17 protein-coding genes and 1 pseudogene are annotated in these 18,265 nt (G+C 33.9%); 12 read left to right on the top strand and 6 right to left on the bottom strand.

Annotated features, from left to right (window positions below; translation table 11 throughout):
- Positions 1-110: 110 nt before the first annotated feature.
- Entirely contained in the window at positions 111-305 is a 195-nt protein-coding gene (locus ACJJVJ_RS05120) for a hypothetical protein (protein WP_104515321.1), read from the top strand.
- A complete protein-coding gene (locus ACJJVJ_RS05115) occupies positions 298-486 on the top strand; it encodes a hypothetical protein (RefSeq protein ID WP_405369400.1) in 189 nt (62 codons plus the stop codon). The genes ACJJVJ_RS05120 and ACJJVJ_RS05115 overlap by 8 nt, the downstream gene beginning before the upstream one ends.
- A gap of 88 nt (positions 487-574) precedes the next feature.
- Here ACJJVJ_RS05115 and ribH read toward each other — a convergent pair whose 3' ends face one another.
- Both ribH and ACJJVJ_RS05105 read right to left on the bottom strand, forming a co-directional pair.
- Positions 575-1,096, bottom strand: a complete 522-nt coding sequence (gene ribH / locus ACJJVJ_RS05110; RefSeq protein WP_104515319.1) for a 6,7-dimethyl-8-ribityllumazine synthase — start codon at positions 1,094-1,096, stop codon at positions 575-577.
- A 6-nt stretch (positions 1,097-1,102) separates the two neighbouring features.
- Positions 1,103-1,918, bottom strand: a complete 816-nt coding sequence (locus ACJJVJ_RS05105) for a tol-pal system YbgF family protein (RefSeq protein WP_245890656.1) — start codon at positions 1,916-1,918, stop codon at positions 1,103-1,105.
- Positions 1,919-2,080: 162 nt separating this feature from the next.
- On the opposite strand from ACJJVJ_RS05105, the gene recF reads away from it, so the two are divergent.
- The 3 genes from recF to ACJJVJ_RS05090 are packed head-to-tail and all read left to right on the top strand — an operon-like array spanning position 2,081 to position 3,853.
- Positions 2,081-3,160, top strand: coding sequence for a DNA replication/repair protein RecF (gene recF / locus ACJJVJ_RS05100; protein WP_405369399.1), 1,080 nt, complete (start codon positions 2,081-2,083; stop codon positions 3,158-3,160).
- Positions 3,157-3,567 (top strand): lipocalin family protein, encoded by a 411-nt coding sequence (locus ACJJVJ_RS05095; protein WP_405369398.1) that lies wholly within the window; start codon positions 3,157-3,159, stop codon positions 3,565-3,567. The genes recF and ACJJVJ_RS05095 overlap by 4 nt, the downstream gene beginning before the upstream one ends.
- A complete protein-coding gene (locus ACJJVJ_RS05090; protein WP_104515316.1) occupies positions 3,554-3,853 on the top strand; it encodes a DUF721 domain-containing protein in 300 nt (99 codons plus the stop codon). Before ACJJVJ_RS05095 ends, ACJJVJ_RS05090 begins: the two co-directional genes overlap by 14 nt.
- 7 nt (positions 3,854-3,860) lie before the next feature.
- Here ACJJVJ_RS05090 and ACJJVJ_RS05085 read toward each other — a convergent pair whose 3' ends face one another.
- Complete coding sequence (locus ACJJVJ_RS05085; protein WP_405369397.1) at positions 3,861-8,219, bottom strand: translocation/assembly module TamB domain-containing protein; 4,359 nt, start codon at positions 8,217-8,219, stop codon at positions 3,861-3,863.
- Between the two features lie 143 nt (positions 8,220-8,362).
- Here ACJJVJ_RS05085 and tsaD point away from each other — a divergent pair, with 143 nt between their 5' ends.
- Positions 8,363-9,379, top strand: coding sequence for a tRNA (adenosine(37)-N6)-threonylcarbamoyltransferase complex transferase subunit TsaD (gene tsaD / locus ACJJVJ_RS05080; RefSeq protein WP_405369396.1), 1,017 nt, complete (start codon positions 8,363-8,365; stop codon positions 9,377-9,379).
- Entirely contained in the window at positions 9,379-10,086 is a 708-nt protein-coding gene (locus ACJJVJ_RS05075; protein ID WP_405369395.1) for a 16S rRNA (uracil(1498)-N(3))-methyltransferase, read from the top strand. The genes tsaD and ACJJVJ_RS05075 overlap by 1 nt, the downstream gene beginning before the upstream one ends.
- Here the strand turns inward: ACJJVJ_RS05075 and ACJJVJ_RS05070 are convergent.
- Positions 10,073-10,834 carry a DUF1223 domain-containing protein gene (locus ACJJVJ_RS05070; protein WP_405369394.1) on the bottom strand — a complete coding sequence of 254 codons (762 nt, stop codon included), beginning with the start codon at positions 10,832-10,834 and terminating at the stop codon, positions 10,073-10,075. The genes ACJJVJ_RS05075 and ACJJVJ_RS05070 overlap by 14 nt on opposite strands.
- Positions 10,835-10,964: 130 nt before the next feature.
- Between ACJJVJ_RS05070 and ACJJVJ_RS05065 the strand changes: the two genes are divergently transcribed.
- The 4 genes and pseudogenes from ACJJVJ_RS05065 to ACJJVJ_RS05050 form a co-directional block, all read left to right on the top strand.
- Positions 10,965-11,606, top strand: coding sequence for a DUF4159 domain-containing protein (locus ACJJVJ_RS05065; protein WP_405369393.1), 642 nt, complete (start codon positions 10,965-10,967; stop codon positions 11,604-11,606).
- A gap of 3 nt (positions 11,607-11,609) precedes the next feature.
- Positions 11,610-12,710, top strand: a complete 1,101-nt coding sequence (locus ACJJVJ_RS05060) for an AI-2E family transporter (protein WP_405369392.1) — start codon at positions 11,610-11,612, stop codon at positions 12,708-12,710.
- On the top strand, positions 12,711-13,883 hold the full coding sequence (locus ACJJVJ_RS05055; protein WP_405369391.1) for a THUMP-like domain-containing protein: 1,173 nt from the start codon (positions 12,711-12,713) through the stop codon (positions 13,881-13,883).
- A gap of 425 nt (positions 13,884-14,308) precedes the next feature.
- Positions 14,309-15,667, top strand: a pseudogene (locus ACJJVJ_RS05050) (ABC-F family ATP-binding cassette domain-containing protein); the annotation flags it as partial.
- Positions 15,668-16,008: 341 nt separating this feature from the next.
- Here ACJJVJ_RS05050 and ACJJVJ_RS05045 read toward each other — a convergent pair.
- Together ACJJVJ_RS05045 and ACJJVJ_RS05040 are read right to left on the bottom strand one after the other, a co-directional pair.
- A complete protein-coding gene (locus tag ACJJVJ_RS05045) occupies positions 16,009-16,812 on the bottom strand; it encodes a 1-acyl-sn-glycerol-3-phosphate acyltransferase (protein WP_104515307.1) in 804 nt (267 codons plus the stop codon).
- A 61-nt stretch (positions 16,813-16,873) separates the two neighbouring features.
- A complete protein-coding gene (locus ACJJVJ_RS05040; RefSeq protein ID WP_405369390.1) occupies positions 16,874-17,521 on the bottom strand; it encodes an NUDIX hydrolase in 648 nt (215 codons plus the stop codon).
- On the opposite strand from ACJJVJ_RS05040, the gene ACJJVJ_RS05035 reads away from it, so the two are divergent.
- Entirely contained in the window at positions 17,512-18,237 is a 726-nt protein-coding gene (locus ACJJVJ_RS05035; RefSeq protein WP_104515305.1) for a peptidylprolyl isomerase, read from the top strand. The two genes, ACJJVJ_RS05040 and ACJJVJ_RS05035, sit on opposite strands and share 10 nt — an antisense overlap.
- The last annotated feature ends 28 nt before the right edge of the window (positions 18,238-18,265 follow it).

Genomic DNA, 18,265 nt, shown 5'->3' with positions numbered 1-18,265 from the left:
TTTTGACATACTATATAACTAGTTTTTCAAAGCAATTGCATTATATCAAGCATTCATATTTGCCTCTTAAGGAGTACTTTTTATTTATCTTTGCCGGATAAAACATTATTATGGCAGTTAGAAAAAGAAATCCGATTTTAGGAAGTATTATGGCAGTAGCCTTTATAGGTTTTGGTGCTTATAGATTATATGCTCATTTTGGATTAGGTGAAGAGATGGCTTCATGGAGACTTGTATTATCAGCTGGTTTTATAGCTTATGGACTATATATTGCCTATACATTATTACCTAAGAAAGATGTCTAATCAAGATTCTAACAAACGTAAATACACCTTGTTATTATCTATAGCTTTTATAGGTATAGGCGCATGGAAACTGTACGATAAGTTTGTACAAAAATCTGAAGTAGAGAGTTATCAATGGATTCTAGCTGCAGGACTTATAATTTTAGGAATCTATCAATTGATAGGGTTAAGAAAAAAGTAGTTCTACAAAAAGTTTACTTTTATAAAATAGAAAAACGGCTATCAAATTTAATTTGATAGCCGTTTTTTATTTTAGTAAGGAACTATATTTAAAGGCCTTGTTTTATTGCAGCCATTTTAATCGCTGCTACAGCTGCTTCACTACCTTTATTTCCATGAATACCACCGCTGCGTGCAACAGACTGTTCATGAGTATTATCTGTTAAAACACAAAAGATAACTGGCACTCTAGATTTATTTAAATTTAAATCTTTAATACCGCTAGTAACGCCGTTACATACAAAGTCAAAATGTGCCGTTTCTCCTCGTATAACACTACCTATGGCAATGACAGCATCTAGAGGTTTACGTAGTTTGCTATCTTTTATAGGATAAGTAGCATATTGCATGTTTTTACATCCGTAAATAAGCTCAAAAGAACCAGGTACATCCATACGGAAAATACGTTCTGGATCAATACCACAATCTAGTAACGTTTCTTGAGCACCTTTAAAAAGGTTTTCAGTAATATCGTCATTCCACTCAGATACAACTATACCTATACGCATGTCAGTAGCGTCTGGCATGCTTTCTTTATCGTAATGTGATAGATCTTTTCCTACGGTTGCCATAGTGTCTTAGTTAGAAGCTGCTTGAGCCTGTCCTAGAAGTACCTGTGCAGTCTTAAATTCTTCTGCATTAGGATAGTTCTCTTCAATTCTTTCTAGAGCTTTTACAGCAGTGCTGTTATCTCCAGTTGTTAAAGCTACTTGAGCAGCTTTAAGTAAATACTTAGGAGTTGTAAATTCATTTTCATTAGTCTCTGCAGCATTCATGTAATAAGAAACAGCATCTCCAGCCTGACCAGCTTGTACAAGTGCATCACCTATTCCAGCTTGTGCGATAGACTGTAATACAGAATCACCACCATCATATGCCTTAAGGTAATCGATAGCTTTTTGTAGCTTATCACCACCTATGTTTAAGTATGCCATACCAGCCTGGTAAGTAGCAATGTTACCTACATCAGTACCACTGTACTCTTCAGATATTTTTATTAAACCGAATTTTCCATTAACACCTTCTAGTGCTAGTGTATAAAGTGAGTCTTTTTCTTTACCAGTAGAGTTAAGAGCAAGATCATAATATTTGTTTGCTTCAGTAGTTTCTGAAACAGCCTCTTCTTGTTTAGGTTCTAGAACAAACTGACTATAAGCCCAAGCGCATAATGCACCTATAGCTATAACAGCAACTACTATTATAAGAGTTTTTTGGTTTTTTTCTAACCATTCTTCTGTTTTGTTAGCACCTTCATCTAGGGTACTAAATACTTCAGCTGTAGTAGATTCAGAGTCATCAAAGATTTCTTCTTTCTCTATTTTTTCTGGTTTTGTTTTCGGTTTGTATCCTCTTTTGTTATAAGTAGCCATAGTAGTCATTAATTGAACGCGCAAAAATATAATTTTTATCCATATATAAAAATGTGTGAAAGCTTTATTCTCTACCTTTTCTTAGGTTAAATTTGCAAATGTCTTATACAGATGGTTATTATTCCGCTTTCGCGAAAGCGGAATACTTTTAAATCATTAATCCACAATTAGTTACCGTATTCTTCTATGCATCTTAATTCTATTAGTCTTATTAACTATAAAAGCTTTTCTTCGGCAGAATTTGACTTCGATAAGAAGATAAATTGCTTTGTAGGGAACAATGGTGTAGGAAAAACCAACGTTTTAGACGCGATTTATCACCTTGCTTTTGCCAAAAGTTACTTTAATCCCATTACTATTCAGAATATTAAGCATAATGAAGAGTTTTTTGTGGTTAATGGTAATTTTTCTAAAAAAGATCAAGATGAAAAAATAGTAGTCAGCGCAAAAAAAGGAGTGAAGCGTGTGGTAAAACGCAATGGTAAAATATATGACAAGATTAGTGATCACATAGGGTTAATACCTCTGGTTATAATTTCTCCAGCAGATAGAGATTTAATAATAGAAGGTAGTGATACCAGACGCAAGTTTTTAGATGGAGTGATATCACTAAGCAACTCGTTGTATTTAAATAAGTTAATTAATTACAATAAACTGGTACAGCAGCGTAACGCATTGCTTAAGTACTTCTTTATCAATCGTACTTTTGATAGTGATGCTCTTGCTGTTTATGATGAACAACTAGTTGTTATAGGTGGTTTTATTCATAAAACTAGAACCGAGTTTTTAGAATCTTTTACTCCTATTTTTAAGAAATATTATCATCAAATTTCTCGATCAGAAGAGGTAGTGGATATATATTACAAAGCCGATTTCAATAACGCAGATGCTGCACAAGTTTTAAAAAGTGCTCAACAAAAAGATATGCAATTGCAGTATACTAGTGTGGGAACGCATAAGGACGATTTGTTATTCTTGCTGGATAATCATGCCGTTAAAAAATTTGGTAGTCAGGGGCAACAAAAAAGCTTTCTAACGGCATTAAAATTGGCGCAGTTTGAGTTCATAAAACAAGAAAGTGGTACCGTACCTATCTTACTATTGGATGATATTTTTGATAAATTAGATGAATCTAGGGTAGCACAAATTATCGACATGGTTAACGACGATCAATTTGGACAGCTATTTATAAGTGACACACACCCAGAACGAACAGAGGCTGTGATTAAACAAACAGAACAATCTTATAAGATATTTAAATTATGAAAAATCTATTTTACATAGTACTAGCTGTTTTATTCATTTCATGCAGTAGTAATGAAGACAAAATACAAGCCATAGAAGGTTACTGGAATATAGATCAAGTGGTTTTACCTAATGGAAGTGAACGTGAGTTCCCTTTTTCAAATCATATGGACCATTTTGAAATAGATGGATTTAAAGGTGTAAAAAACCGTGTAAGTCCAACTTATGATGGTAGCTTTGTATCCTATGGTGATCCTGTGAGTTTTGTTTGGGAAGAAAAAGAAGGCGATTTATGGCTTTCTTTTAAACAAGGAGAACAAGCCTATACTCAGAAAGTTGAAAAAGCAACTGAAGAGACTTTGGTTTTAATTCATGAGAACGGTACAAGATACACCTACAAAGCATATACGCCAGATGAGAAACAATAAGAAGAACGATTTTGTAAGCATGAGTGATTTATTAAGTGATTTTAAATCACAAAGTAAGTTGCAAAAAGGTTTTGAAAAAGTAGATGTAGAAGGAGCATGGAATACCATCATGGGACCAGGTGTTACTAACTACACCACGCAATTAAAGTTTACAGCAGGAACTTTATTTGTTAATTTATCATCTTCTGTATTAAGACAAGAACTTATGTATGGTCGTACCATGATCATTAAAAACCTTAATGAGCATTTAGGTAAAGATATGATAGAAAAAATAGTGTTGAGGTAGTAAACTATTATTTAAACTGTACTGGTGCGCTGTCTACTTCTTCACTTGCTTTTACCTCTCTAGCTTTAACCATTTTCTTCTTGAAGATGCGTTCATACAGCTCTTTAAGACTGTCAAAGTTTATACGGTATTGTAGTCCTAAACCTTGAGTATAGTCTTCTTGTTGTCCTAGTTGTTGTAAGGTATTTTCTCTATTAAATAGTTTTAAACGTAGAGTTCCATCTTCATTTATTAAGAATTCAATTTCTACATTACCTATTACAGCTCTTTCACTAGAACTGGTAGAGCCCACAGGAACACCTAGTTTACCATTAATTAAAACACGGTCTGTTATTTGTGTACTTAGTGTTATACCAAAACGGTCTGCACGTTCCAGGTCAGAATTAGGGTTACGTTCTGACGCTTCATAGCTTACTCCAAAGTTAAATTTACTATCCTCACGACTCACTAGATCATTTACAATTCCTGTAACACTTTCTACCACGTTACCAGTAACAGCATTTTGGCCTATGCTATTTGGGTTGTAGAATGAGCCTGTAGCTACTAGTGATAGTGCTTGCAACTGTCTTTGAGATTTGTCATCTAGTCTGTACTGTAATTCTGAGCTTACAACAGAATTGGTATTAGGAAATCTAATAACAAACTCAGGATCAAAGAAACTTAAGTCACCTTGTAATTTAGTAAGAACCTCTACAGGAACTTGTGCGTTAAGGTTAGGGTTATCTAGTAATATAGAAGGGTTTGCTCTAGTATTGTATACGGCTTCTACATCTATATTTGCATTAGTAGGATCTCCATTCCAGTCCATGGTACCACCTGGTTCTATAGTAAAGTTTTTATTTACGATACCAGCATATTTAAAATTGTATATACCCTCGGTAACAATAAAATCACCGTTCATTATAAATTTACCGTTGGTATTAATCTCTAATAGTAAATTACCGACACCTCTACCGCGTATATAACTTCCGTTAGTTGGGTCTACTGTTATTTCGACTTCGGCATCAGGTGTGACTTGCAGTTCAAACCTTAGTTCTAGACCACTTATTTTATCTGTAATAACTTGCTCGCCAGAAATACGTGCTTTCTTTTCTTCAGGACTTAAAAAGTAAATGGCAGATGTGTCACCTAGAGATTCACCGTCATCTATAGGGACTTTAAAAACGGTTCCCTCACCAGTAGTAGCGATTACGTTAATGAAAAGCTCATTAGTAGGGCCTGTAATAGTGGCCTGTCCATCGATAAATGCAGTTCCATAATAAAGAGCATCTGGTGTCAACTCCGTGTCTAGAGCAAGTAATTTTTCTGATTCTATTTTAAGATCTAAATCCCAGAAACCAAAGTTTTTATGATTTATAGTACCAGATAGAACACCTCTGGTATTGTATTTTGTATCCTTGAGTTGTAAACTATTGAAATCAAAAGAGGTTGATGTAATTGAAATCTGTGAATTATTCTCAATATCAAAATCGGTGTTTAAGTAAGGAACTCTTAGACCTGCATCTCTCGTTTTGAGAGAGCCCACTATATCAGGTGCTTGTAGGTCTCCTGTTAATCTTGCTTGTCCAGATGTAAAACCTCTTATATTATCGAGAACTTCACCACCTAAGGGACTTAAGGCGACGAGATTAAAATCTTTAAAAACTGCGTTAACATCTATCTTACTGGTGGCTCCACTCGCATCAATATTACCAGATGCTGTAAATGTTTTTTGAACATCATCTTTAAGCTGCGCGTTGACATTGTATCTACTTAGGTCATCATTTCCAGTAACAGATAGCTCAAAATCACCTAATGGTGTTTCATTTACCTCAAATCCTTTTACCGTAAAATCACTAGTAGGCGCATACTTACCGTTAATTTGTTTTAACGATAGGTCTCCATCTATGTGTCCTTTTAGTTTTAAGCTGTCTATAGGAGATGTAAGACTAGAGAGGCGTACATCTTTAAAGTCTAAGTGAAGATCTTTGGTGTCTTTTCCAGCAACATCACCTACTATAGTAATTAATTCTTCTTGGTGTTTTGCAACGAGGCTGTCTAATTTAAAAGTTTTAAAATCATGGTCAAATTTTAATTTCACTTCTTGATCTTGTTTATTTAAAAACCATTTTTGACCTTGAAAAACGACATCACTTTTTCTTATTCCTACAACAGACTCATTATTATCATTAATAGTGTGATAGAAACTCAAATTGAATTTATCAGTCTCACGTGCAGTACTATTGAACTTAGTACGGAAAAGTAAAGTGTCCTTATTAGTAACGTTTATCAACTGAAAGTCTTCAATATCATAAACACCATTTTTTACCTGGTCTACTTTAATGAATGTATTAAATAATGGGTTTTGATTGTTTATTTGAACATTAACCTGATCCAGTTCAATATCATAAACCTTAATATCTGGAGATCTAAATGTCATTCTAAACTGCGCCTCGTTACTAGCTACTTGACCTTTTAAAATAGTATTTTCACCTAAGTCAATTTCAGGGAATACAAGATCTACTATTTTATCATAAATTTTAAACTCATAATCAAGATATTGATCTTTAGTAATATTTTCTGACCTATAGTTGGTGTAAACGTTACCTATACTATTTTTAAATAGTTCAGGGATTTCAGCAAGTTTAAATACTCCAGATAGTTCACCTTCTATAATGTCGGGACTATTAATAGTGATGAGTCTCTCGTCGTTTATAAAAGATGATTCTATTGCAAAATCTTCAAAGACATAATCGTCATTATGGTTTTTGTAACTAGCATTATTAATTTTTATAGAACCTACAGCATCGTCCAGTGTGGTCCCTTTCATGTTCATGACTATATTTCCTTTTAGAATAGCTAGAGAGTCACGAGTAAACACATTGATAGCTTTTAAATTTGCATGTTCTATTCTAGCTTTAAAGTCATAGGTGTTAACAGCAGCGGTAAGGTCGGCTAGTCCATTAAAGTTCATTCTAAGATTAGGATCATTGAGAGAAACTTTCCCTCTAAAAATAGGTTTCTTGAATTTCCCATTAACGACTATGTTCTTATAAGAATAGCCATTAAAATCTAGTTGAGCTACTTCACCTCTTAGCGTAGTGTTTACTTTTTCAGGATCAAAACCACGTCCATCAACATCTAGATCTAAGGTCACTACACCAAATTCTTCTAGACCTAGTATAGAGCCTAATTGAACTTGATTTAATTTAATATTTCCATTATAAGCGATATTGCCACTTTGAATATCGTTTAAAACTAAATCAGAATTAAAATTACCCTTACGTGTAGATCCGGATAATTTAGTTACCACTCTGTTGGCATTGACACTTGCATAACCAGCAGCTTTAATGGTTCCTAATTGGTTCAATTCGGTAGGCATTGTATTACCTAGAATATTGGGTAAAAATCGTTTTAAGTCTGTGTTACTTATTTGTAGATTATCAAAATCACCTTCTATAAAAAAGTCATCTTCATTTTCTATAAGATTCTTAAATCGCATATTACCATCTATAGTGATATCGCTCAATGTTGTAGCGAGCATGTTATTTACAGTAAAGTCATTTAATGGACCTATGAGTACACCGGTTAATTGTACTGTTTCATTCTCGATTATTTCATCATAGAATTTTCTCAACTCGTTAGTAGATAAATCAGCTTTTTTAATATGAAAATCCCAATCGACCTTATTTACAAAATCGATAAAATCTTCTCTATTATAAGACATTTTTAAGTCACCTTCAAGAATAGACCCAGCGGTATTAATAACTAAGTCGGTTGCGAGTATTTGTGATGGGGTATAGGAAAAATCAGTTTTGAGATTTTTAACCTTTAAAATTTTATTACCATTTACATCTGGTTTCATTACACCAGTGTACATGTCAAAATTAGCATCTTCTATTACGGCCGAAATGTTAGACCCCTCAATCTTTAACCCATCAGATTGTAGATTGAAATTTGTTGCCATAAAAGTTTCAGGATACTTTAAATTTTCATCGACTATACTTATTCTAGAATTAGTAATGTTTAAATCGTCAGTGGTAAGTATAAATGGTGTTGTAGATGTCCCTTCACTTTCTCCAAATTTATTGATGAATTCTGTTAAATTATCGTCACTATCACCTTTATACCTTTTCATGTGAAAATAAAGCCCATCTATAGAAGTGTCACCTAAATCAGGCTGTCCACCCAACAAATCTCCAAAACCTAATATAGAAGATTTAAGTTCTTTAAAATAAAAGATCGTATCCTTTCTAGAATCTAGAGCTCTTGATTCTCTGAGTATTACGTCTCCTGAAAATGAGATGTCTATAGATTCTATTTTGAGATCTGTATCATATTCTTCGTTAAGATAGGTCGTCGCACGATCTGCAGCTGCGGTTTGCACAGCTGGAAAAGAAAAAATTACTACTAATAAAATAAATAGTATTAGAAGTACAAGAGCGGCTTTCGCTAGTATTTTAAGAAGCTTCTTAATGATATATCATTTACTTTTGCAAAGATTACCAATTTTTATGCCTTTCTGCCTTAATGGATACACAAATTTCATACATTCTTGCAATTGAATCATCATGTGATGATACCTCTTGTGCCGTTCTTAAAAATGATCGCGTATTATCTAATGTAGTAGCTGGTCAGGAGATACATACAAAATATGGTGGTGTCGTTCCAGAACTAGCTTCTAGAGCACATCAGTCTAATATTGTTCCTGTAGTAGATCAGGCATTAAAACAGGCTGGTATATCAAAAGAAAATTTAACTGCTATTGCTTTTACTAGAGGTCCAGGACTTATGGGGAGTCTTTTAGTAGGTTCTAGTTTTGCAAAATCATTATCTCTAGCATTAAATATACCACTTATAGATGTTCATCATATGCATGGTCATATACTGGCACATTTTATTAATGAAGATCAAAAAACTCCAGATTTTCCATTTTTAGGGGTTACCATAAGCGGTGGGCATACTCAAATCGTAAAAGTTACAGATTATCATGAAATGGAAGTCATAGGTACCACTCAAGATGATGCGATAGGAGAGGCTTTTGATAAAAGTGGTAAGATGTTAGGGTTAGGTTATCCAGCAGGTCCTCAAATAGATAAATTAGCTCAAGAAGGAGATCCTAAGAAATTCCCATTTCCTGTACCTAAAGCGCCAGACCTTAATTATAGTTTTAGTGGTTTTAAAACTGCCGTATTGTATTTTATACAGAGAGAGGTAAAAAAAGATCCTGATTTTGTTGAGAAAAATCTAAAAGATATATGCGCTAGTATACAGTACACGCTTATTAAAATTCTTTTTCAAAAAGTAGAAAAAGCAGTAAAACAAACCGGAATTAAATCTGTTGCGATAGGTGGTGGTGTTAGTGCAAATTCAGGTATTAGAACCCAGCTTTTATCATATAAAAATAAAGGATGGAATGTGTTTATACCTCCATTTCAATATACTACAGATAATGCTGCGATGATAGGTATATCAGGATATTTTAAATATTTAGAAGGAAACTTTGCAGGCATGGAAGTAACTGCTTCACCTAGAATAGAAATGTAATGCAATTATTTTATTTTGAAAATATTACCCTTGATACTACTGTTCTTCACTTAGATAAAGAACAAGCGCGTCACATGACTAAGGCTTTACGTAAAAATGTAGGAGATACTGTCCATATAACAGATGGGGCAGGAAACCTCTTTAATGGAACCATAAGTCTGGTTACTAGTAGTAAATGCAATATAGATCTCGCTTTCGCGAAAGCGTACCCTCAACAATCTCCGAGACTACATGTAGCAATAGCCCCTACTAAGATGAATGACCGTATGGAGTGGTTTCTAGAAAAAGCTACAGAAATGGGAATAGCTTCCATTACACCATTATTGTGTGACCACAGCGAGAGAAAGAAAATAAATCTAGAAAGGTTTAAAAAGATAATTGTGAGTGCAATGCAGCAAAGCAATCAGTTTTACTTGCCTCAAATAAAAGAATTAACAGTCTTTAATCAGTTTTTAGAAAATCCAGTAATGGGTGTAAAATGCATCGCACACTGTGAAGAAACGGATAAAAAATTATTGACTCACATAATCAATCGTGAGCAAGACCTAACGATTATTATAGGTCCAGAAGGTGATTTATCAAGTAGAGAAATAGAGGCAGCAATCAACACAGGCTTTTCACCTGTGTCGTTAGGAACTAAAAGATTGCGCACAGAAACTGCAGGAGTTTATGCCGCTGCAGTTTTTAATAGTTTTATAGAACAGTAGCCATAGACGCAGCTACTACAGTCATATTTTCATCTTGTAATAAAAGAGCAACTTTAAATTTATTGTTCTCATTAATCATACTCGGTAATTCAAAAGTTTGGATACCTTTTTCTACGCTGGTCTTTAAAGGTACTTTCTTTAAAACTACATTAGGATTTACTAATGTCATATTAGTATTAGGACTTTTATTTATGTCTATTTCAAAAGAGTCCATTAATAGCAGTGCATAAGCATCAGTAAAATCTTGATTACTTTCAAGGTTATATGACACATCAATAGTTCTACCATTTCTAGAAGCGGTAGGACTCATTAATTTTTCTGTTGTACTTGTCTTTTTTAAGGAGTTGTTGAGCATCCTTATGTTAGTACCATCAAATTCTGTAGTACCGTTTACTATCATTTGTGGAGTAAAAGAAGGTTGGTGCAACTTGTTCTCGTAGCTACGTTGATAGTCTGTATGTCTAGCGTCAGAGAAGGTGTCTTTCCATCCTAAACTGTTCCAGTAGTCTACATGATAGGAGAGAACTATGACATTTTCATAATCCTTTATTGCATTAGCTACCGCATCTGCATTGTTACAAGTATAGCAACTTTGAGACGTGAATAGTTCAATAACTACAGGGTTTTTTTGAGGTGAAAATTGAATGGGTTGCGAGCTGTTTTCAATATGTTGAAATGCGAGCATACAGAATGCTACCGATAAACTGAGTATAGGTAACAGTATTTTTTGAGAGGTTGTTATGTTCATAACGGGGGGATTATGATATCTTCAAATATAAAAAATTAACGTTATCGTAACGATTTTATTTTATTTTTTTTACACAAAAATTAATAACATTTAATAACTATTGTCATATAAGTTTGTAATTTGCTTTCTTATGAAAATATTTACTGTATTCTTAGTTCTACTAAGCTCCATTTTTGTTAACGCTCAACAAGTTGCTGTTTTAAAATATAATGGTGGTGGTGACTGGTATTCTAATCCCACTGCTATGCCTAATCTTGTTCAATACTGTAATGAGAATTTAAAAACACAACTAGATAAAGAGGTTGCCACGGTAGAAGTAAGCAGTATTGATATTTTTCAATACCCATTTATTCACATGACAGGACATGGAAATGTTGTCTTAAATGAAGCCGATATTCAAAACCTTAGAAACTATTTATTAAGTGGTGGTTTTTTACATATAGATGATAATTATGGTATGGAGCCTTATCTTAATAAAGAACTCGTTAAACTTTTTCCACAACAGGAATTGATAGAATTACCATCTACACATCCTATTTTTCATAGTTATGTAGATTTTCCAAAAGGTCTCCCTAAGATTCATGAACATGAAGGTCAGCGACCACAGGCCAAAGGTCTTTTTCATGAAGGTAGATTAGTCCTTCTTTTTACCTTTGAGAGTGATCTAGGCGATGGATGGGAAAGTCCAGAGGTACATAACGATCCACCGGCGGTGCGTAAAAAAGCACTAGACATGGGCGCAAATATTATAAAATACGTTTTTACCAATTAGAATATGAGCAAAGCAGTACATTCTAAATCCATTGCTTTTGGTATACTAAGAGCGCTAGGTATCATCTTTGGTATCCTTGTTTTACTTTGGTTCTTGTGGGAAATCCAGTCGGTACTTGCTTATATAGGTATAGCAGCAGTTTTTTCTCTTATAGGTCGACCTATTGTACTTTTATTGAGAGATAAATTAAAGTTTAATAACACCATTGCAGTGATTATAACATTACTCATATTATTTATGATCATCATAGGTGTTGTCATGATGGTTATACCTGTTATTACAGAGCAAAGTGAAAATTTAAGCCAGATAGACCTAGAAGAGTTACAGGTTAATATAGAGGTGCTTAATGAGCAAATAAGTAATTATTTTGGAATTAAAAGAGTAAATTTATTAGAGAGATTACAAAAAACCGATTATTACCAAGACTTTAATATGGACCTTATTCCTCAGTTCGTTAATGGTTTTTTCGGTACGTTAGGTAGCTTTGCAATAGGTCTATTTTCTATACTTTTTATATCGTTTTTCTTGCTTAAAGACAGCCGTCTTCTTTTAGAAGGGGTTTTAGTGTTTTCTAAAAAAGGTAATGAAGGTCAGTTTTTAAGAGCTTTTACAAAGATTAAACAACTCCTGTCACGTTACTTTATAGGTTTAGTATTTCAGGTATTGATTCTATTTGTTCTTTATAGTGTTATCTTATTTATAGTAGGAGTAGAAAACGCTATTATCATCGCTTTTTTCTGTGCATTATTGAATTTAGTTCCATATTTAGGGCCCGCCATAGGTTATGTACTTATGTCTGCATTTGTAATAAGTGATAATTTAGGATCTAATTTTTCTGACGTTATTTTACCGCAATTAATCATCGTATTTGTAGGGTATGGAATTGTGCAAACCATTGATAATTTCTTGAACCAGCCATTAATTTTTGGAAAAAGTGTAAAATCACATCCTTTAGAAATATTCATTGTTATTTTAATAGCAGGTATTGTATTCGGTATATTAGGTCTAGTACTTGCTGTGCCTACTTACACAGCGATAAAGGTGATCTCAAAAGAATTCTTGAGTGAATATAAAATCGTTAAGAAACTGACTCAAAATTTATAAATGAATCTTAAGGTAATTCTGCCAGAAGTAACGGCATATTTAAGATCGTGTTTGCATGAAAACGCTGCTGCTTTTATGCTCAAGAAACATCCTTTTAATGAGGTGACTAATCTTGAGTTGACCCAACAATTGATAGGTTTACAGAAAGCACGCAGTAAATTCCCATCATTTTTTGAGAACGACCAGATTATTTATCCTCCTAAGGTAAATCTTGAGCAGACCAGCTCACAAGCTACCGCGGTTTATAAATCTCAAATATTTAAGATCGATAGTATGATAGATCTTACTGGTGGTTTTGGTGTTGACGTTTCCGCTTTCGCGAAAGCGTGCCCAACAACAACAACACACATAGAATTATCTAGCCAGTTGCAAGAGTATGCACAGCACTCTTTTAAAGTACAAGGTCTTCAAACGGAATCATATTGTGCAGACGGAATGCAATTTTTAAAAGAAAATAATTCCCTGTATGATTTAATATACATAGACCCTAGTCGCAAAACAGCAAGCCATTCAAAGGCAGTGCTTTTAAAAGATTATGAGCCTAATGTGATAGAAAACCTTGAGCTTTTATTAGAAAAAGGTAAGCAAATCATGATTAAAACCTCACCCATGCTGGACATAACAGCTGGATTACAGCAGTTAAAATATGTAAGTAGCCTACATATAGTTGCGGTTAAGAATGAGGTAAAAGAATTGTTATGGATTCTCAACAAAGATCAGGTAGATACACCGGTAGTTAAATGTGTAAATCTTTTAACAGTCCAGCCTGTATTTGAATCTGTAATAAAGTATAAATTGATAGGGCGTTATTCTAGCCCTTTGAAATATTTATATGAACCTAATGCTGCGGTAATGAAATCGCAAGAATTTGACGCGATTTTAGAACAATATCCGTTAGCCAAATTAGACCAAGATGCTCATCTATTTACTTCAGAGCATTTAATAGATTTCCCAGGTCGTGTATTTGAAATCAAAAACGTAATTGATAACAAGCCTAAAAAGATTAAAAGGCTTTACGGTAAAAGTGCTAGAGGAGTGGTGACGCGCAATCACAAAGAGTCTGTTGCACAATTGCGTAAGAAATATCAGTTTTCAGAGCATGAAACCGATTACTTGTTTTTTACTAGTTCTGAAGAGTTGGGTAGTATTGTGATCGAAGCGATTAAATTATAGTTCTTTTTTGTGGTTAAATGTCAGCTTATATGAACATTATTTAGATTATATAATTTTGTTTTAAAAACTTGATAATCATTATTTTATATATAATTCATCAAATATCTTCCTTACGTTTAATTGTATAGGTAACTATAATAATGGTAAGAGCAATGACATTAATGGGAAAGCTTACAAACATAAAAACCATTGTGTCCCAGGTTCCTATTCCTCTCAATAACCAAATAGAAGGAATTAAAGTAATTACGAAAAATGTGGACCAAAATGGAGTCTTTTTCAAAATATCAATGATTAGCTTCATAAATTTTTAATTCTTTAAATATAGATAATTAGATTTTTAGTTAATAAATACTCGACTACTCAAAGACTCAAAAGCTCAACACTCACATACTTTTCAATTACTTTTGCATTCTTAAAATATAATCATGATCACAGTCGATAATCTTGCCGTAGAATTTAGTGGTACCACCTTATTTAGCGATGTCTCATTTGTAATAAACCCTACAGATAAAATAGCTTTAATGGGTAAAAATGGTGCAGGAAAATCTACGATGATGAAGATAGTTGCAGGTGCTCAAAGTGCAACACGTGGTCATGTAAGAGCACCTAAGGATGTTGTAATTGCATACTTGCCACAACATTTACTTACTGAAGATGATTGTACTGTTTTTGAAGAAACGGCCAAAGCTTTTAAGCACGTTTTTGAGATGAAGGCAGAGATGGATCATCTTAATAACGAGCTTACTGTTAGAACTGACTATGAGAGTGATGAGTACATGAAAATCATAGAAAAGGTAACAGAGTTAGGAGAGAAGTTTTATGCTCTAGAAGACGTTAACTATGATGCCGAAGTAGAAAAAGCTCTCAAAGGTTTAGGTTTTAAACAAGAAGATTTTACCAGACAGACTACAGAGTTTAGTGGTGGATGGCGTATGCGTATTGAGCTAGCTAAGATCTTACTTCAAAAACCAGATTTAATACTTCTAGATGAGCCTACTAACCACATCGATATAGAATCGGTGATATGGTTAGAAGACTTTTTAGTGAATAAAGCAGACGCTGTTATGGTGATTTCTCACGATAGAGCATTTATTGATAACATAACAAACCGTACTATAGAAGTAACTATGGGACGCATTTTTGATTATAAAGCTACCTACTCTCATTACTTAGTACTACGTGAAGAACGTAGAGCGCACCAAGTAAAAGCGTACCAAGAGCAGCAAAAATTTATAGCCGATAACATGGCTTTTATAGAACGTTTTAAAGGAACATATTCTAAGACTAATCAAGTTACTTCTAGAGAACGCATGCTAGAAAAACTTCAAATAATCGAGATAGACGAAGTGGATAATAGCGCATTGAAACTTAGTTTTCCACCATCGCCTCGTTCTGGTGATTATCCGGTTACAGTAAACGATGTGTCAAAATCCTATGGTGATCACGTAGTCTTTAAAGATGCAAATATGTCTATCGCTAGAGGTGAGAAGGTATCCTTCGTAGGTCGTAATGGAGAAGGTAAGTCTACTATGATTAAGGCTATTCTTAAAGAAATAGAAGTAGAAGGGACTTGTGAATTAGGTCATAATGTAAAAGTGGGATACTTTGCACAAAATCAGGCAGCGTTATTAGATCAAGATTTGACTATTTTTCAAACGGTAGACGACGTTGCACAAGGCGATGTAAGAACGCAAATTAAAAACATATTAGGTCGTTTCATGTTTAGTGGTGACGATTTAGAGAAAAAAGTAAGTGTACTTTCTGGTGGAGAAAAAACCAGACTTGCTATGGTAAAATTACTCCTAGAACCAGTTAATCTATTAATTCTCGATGAGCCTACAAATCACCTAGATCTTAAGTCTAAGGATGTTTTAAAAGAGGCACTTTCTACTTATGACGGTACGCTTATTCTCGTTTCTCACGATCGTGATTTCCTTCAAGGACTATCTGAGAAAGTATTTGAGTTTAAAGAACAACGCGTTATCGAGCACTTTGAAACCATAGATGCATTCTTAGAACGCAATAGAATTAAAAGTATAGCAGATATTAATTTGTAGAGATTTAAAATCAACCTATAAAAAAATGTCCTGAGATTTAATTTTAATCTCAGGACATTTTTATTTTTCTAATATTCCCACTGACGTAGTTTATTCAGCTCTTCTTGAGCTTCTATTTCTTCTACAGGAATTACTTTTAAGAAAGATTGATGTTGCTCAATAGCAAACTCTAACTGCTCCACGATCTTTTCTACAGAGTCATTTTCATAATCTATTTCTAGCGGTTCTTTAATAACCATAGATTGTAAAATATTACGCTTTTTAATGCGCAATCCTTTTTTATCAAAACTCCTACGGAAACCGTCGATAACAACAGGTACGACTATAGGCTTGTATTGCTTTATAATATGAGCAGTTCCTTTTCTAATAGGCTTAAAAGGCTTTGTAGTTCCTTGTGGGAAGGTGATTACCCATCCATCATCTAGAGCAACACCTATATTTTTTGTGTCGTTAGGGTTTACGGCTCTATTAATTTCTTCTCCTTTTGCTCTCCAGGTTCTTTCTACCGTAATGGCGCCAGCATAAGAAAGTATTTTAGGCAGTAAGCCACTTTGCATAGTTTCCTTGGCAGCTACATAATATACATTTAGCTTAGGATTCCATAAGTAACCTATGTTTTTAATGCTGTCATCACGACCTTTTAATGCGGCATTAAATACGTGAAACATGCTTACCACATCAGCAAAGTAGGTTTGATGATTAGAAACAAATAGCACACCTGTTTCAGGTAGATTTCTTAAAATATCACTTCCCTCTATATCCATCTCATTAAAGCCACGATAGCGTCTGTGCGATAATGCACCAGCAATACGTATGAGCCATTTTTTGAGAAATAATATATGACCGAAAGGATTTTTTTTAAATAATCCCATGTAGTTTTTTTAATTTTAGGCGAATTACAAAGATAGTAATAGCTTTTTAAACTATCGCATTCTATTTAAAACCTGCAGTAATAAAAAGATCTTTGATTTCTTGTAGCATCATAGCCGTTGCTCCCCATACCATAACTTCGTTAAAATAAAAACAAGGTACCGTTGCGTTTTCCATATAACTGGTAGACAGTGTGGTAGTAGAGTTGTTTTTAGGATCCATTAAACTCTCTAGAGGGATTTCTATCACAGATTTTACTTCACTTAATTGAGGTGTGAATGATAGTTCCGCTTTCGCGAAAGCGAGATAAGGAAAAACCATGTAGTTACTAGGTGGAATATAGATAGATGTTAAGGGTCTTATTAAATGTTGTTGCGTTGTTAATATACCTATTTCCTCTTCTGTTTCTCGCAATGCCGTGACGCTATTATCTGCATCTGTAGGTTCTTTTCTACCGCCAGGAAAAGCGATCTGACCACTGTGTTTACCTGTAGATTGGGTGCGTTCTATCAGTACAAAATAAGGGATGTCTTTTTTAGGGTAAATCAACATCATGACAGAGGCTTCTTTATGTTCTTTTTTTTCTAACGCAATTTGCTGCATTTCTTCTAGACGTTCCACAGCAGCCATTTTAAGCTGAGATTGTGGCCCTGGAAGTGGTAATTTCTTTAGTTTTGAAATCTGATTTAAAAAATCCTCAAATGAAGTCACTAGTATTGATTTTAGCAGTTATACTATTAAGTATCTCTTGTAAAGATAGTCCACATGTGGTAGATATCAAAAATGAAAAAAAACAAGATACGGTTAAGAGGTTAACTAGAGCAGAACGTATTTTAGAAAAGACGTATAAGAAACAAATATCGGCAAATGGTGATACCTTACTTTCTTATATACCTCAAGATAGTGTTCAAGTATTCTTTACACGTTACGGAAAAGAAAATCCAGAAACTAAGGTGCGATTATTGACTACCTATGGAAATATAGAAATGGAGCTGTTTACAGAAACACCTATTTATAGAGCCAGTTTTATCTACCTAGTAAAGAATAAATATTTTAATGGCACTTTTGTGCATAGAGTGGTAGAAGGTTTTGTCATACAGGCTGGTAATAGTGATGAAACGCTGCCTTCTTTAAAAAGAGCTAGTGCAGGGAATTATAAACTAGAACCACATTTTTTACCTAACGTGCGTCATGAAAGAGGTTCTTTAAGTAGTGCAAAACAATGGGTTAATAATCCAGAAAACTGGCATGATCCATTTGATTTTTTTATCACTTTGAGTAAATCCCCACATTTAGATAATGAGCATACTATATTCGGTAGGGTAGTAAAAGGTATGGAGGTCGCAGACGCTATTTCTAAAGTTGAAAAAGATGACAGTGACTGGCCTAAAAATGATATTTTTATAGATATGGAAATTATAGATTAGGTTATTGTAATGTCTAGGTTTAAAAAAA

The sequence above is a fragment of the Nonlabens sp. Asnod2-A12 genome, assembly GCF_045063745.1.
GTDB lineage: Bacteria > Bacteroidota > Bacteroidia > Flavobacteriales > Flavobacteriaceae > Nonlabens > Nonlabens xylanidelens.
This window is presented reverse-complemented; position numbering and strand designations above follow the sequence as displayed.

What these genes read in the sequence shown, in the direction of transcription:
- ACJJVJ_RS05120 (WP_104515321.1), top strand. Translation starts at nt 111, where the DNA reads ATGGCAGTTAGAAAAAGAAATCCGATTTTAGGAAGTATTATGGCAGTA.
- ACJJVJ_RS05115 (WP_405369400.1), top strand. Translation starts at nt 298, where the DNA reads ATGTCTAATCAAGATTCTAACAAACGTAAATACACCTTGTTATTATCT.
- ribH (WP_104515319.1), bottom strand. Translation starts at nt 1,096, where the DNA reads ATGGCAACCGTAGGAAAAGATCTATCACATTACGATAAAGAAAGCATG.
- recF (WP_405369399.1), top strand. Translation starts at nt 2,081, where the DNA reads ATGCATCTTAATTCTATTAGTCTTATTAACTATAAAAGCTTTTCTTCG.
- ACJJVJ_RS05095 (WP_405369398.1), top strand. Translation starts at nt 3,157, where the DNA reads ATGAAAAATCTATTTTACATAGTACTAGCTGTTTTATTCATTTCATGC.
- ACJJVJ_RS05090 (WP_104515316.1), top strand. Translation starts at nt 3,554, where the DNA reads ATGAGAAACAATAAGAAGAACGATTTTGTAAGCATGAGTGATTTATTA.
- tsaD (WP_405369396.1), top strand. Translation starts at nt 8,363, where the DNA reads ATGGATACACAAATTTCATACATTCTTGCAATTGAATCATCATGTGAT.
- ACJJVJ_RS05075 (WP_405369395.1), top strand. Translation starts at nt 9,379, where the DNA reads ATGCAATTATTTTATTTTGAAAATATTACCCTTGATACTACTGTTCTT.
- ACJJVJ_RS05070 (WP_405369394.1), bottom strand. Translation starts at nt 10,834, where the DNA reads ATGAACATAACAACCTCTCAAAAAATACTGTTACCTATACTCAGTTTA.
- ACJJVJ_RS05065 (WP_405369393.1), top strand. Translation starts at nt 10,965, where the DNA reads ATGAAAATATTTACTGTATTCTTAGTTCTACTAAGCTCCATTTTTGTT.
- ACJJVJ_RS05060 (WP_405369392.1), top strand. Translation starts at nt 11,610, where the DNA reads ATGAGCAAAGCAGTACATTCTAAATCCATTGCTTTTGGTATACTAAGA.
- ACJJVJ_RS05055 (WP_405369391.1), top strand. Translation starts at nt 12,711, where the DNA reads ATGAATCTTAAGGTAATTCTGCCAGAAGTAACGGCATATTTAAGATCG.
- ACJJVJ_RS05045 (WP_104515307.1), bottom strand. Translation starts at nt 16,812, where the DNA reads ATGGGATTATTTAAAAAAAATCCTTTCGGTCATATATTATTTCTCAAA.
- ACJJVJ_RS05035 (WP_104515305.1), top strand. Translation starts at nt 17,512, where the DNA reads ATGAAGTCACTAGTATTGATTTTAGCAGTTATACTATTAAGTATCTCT.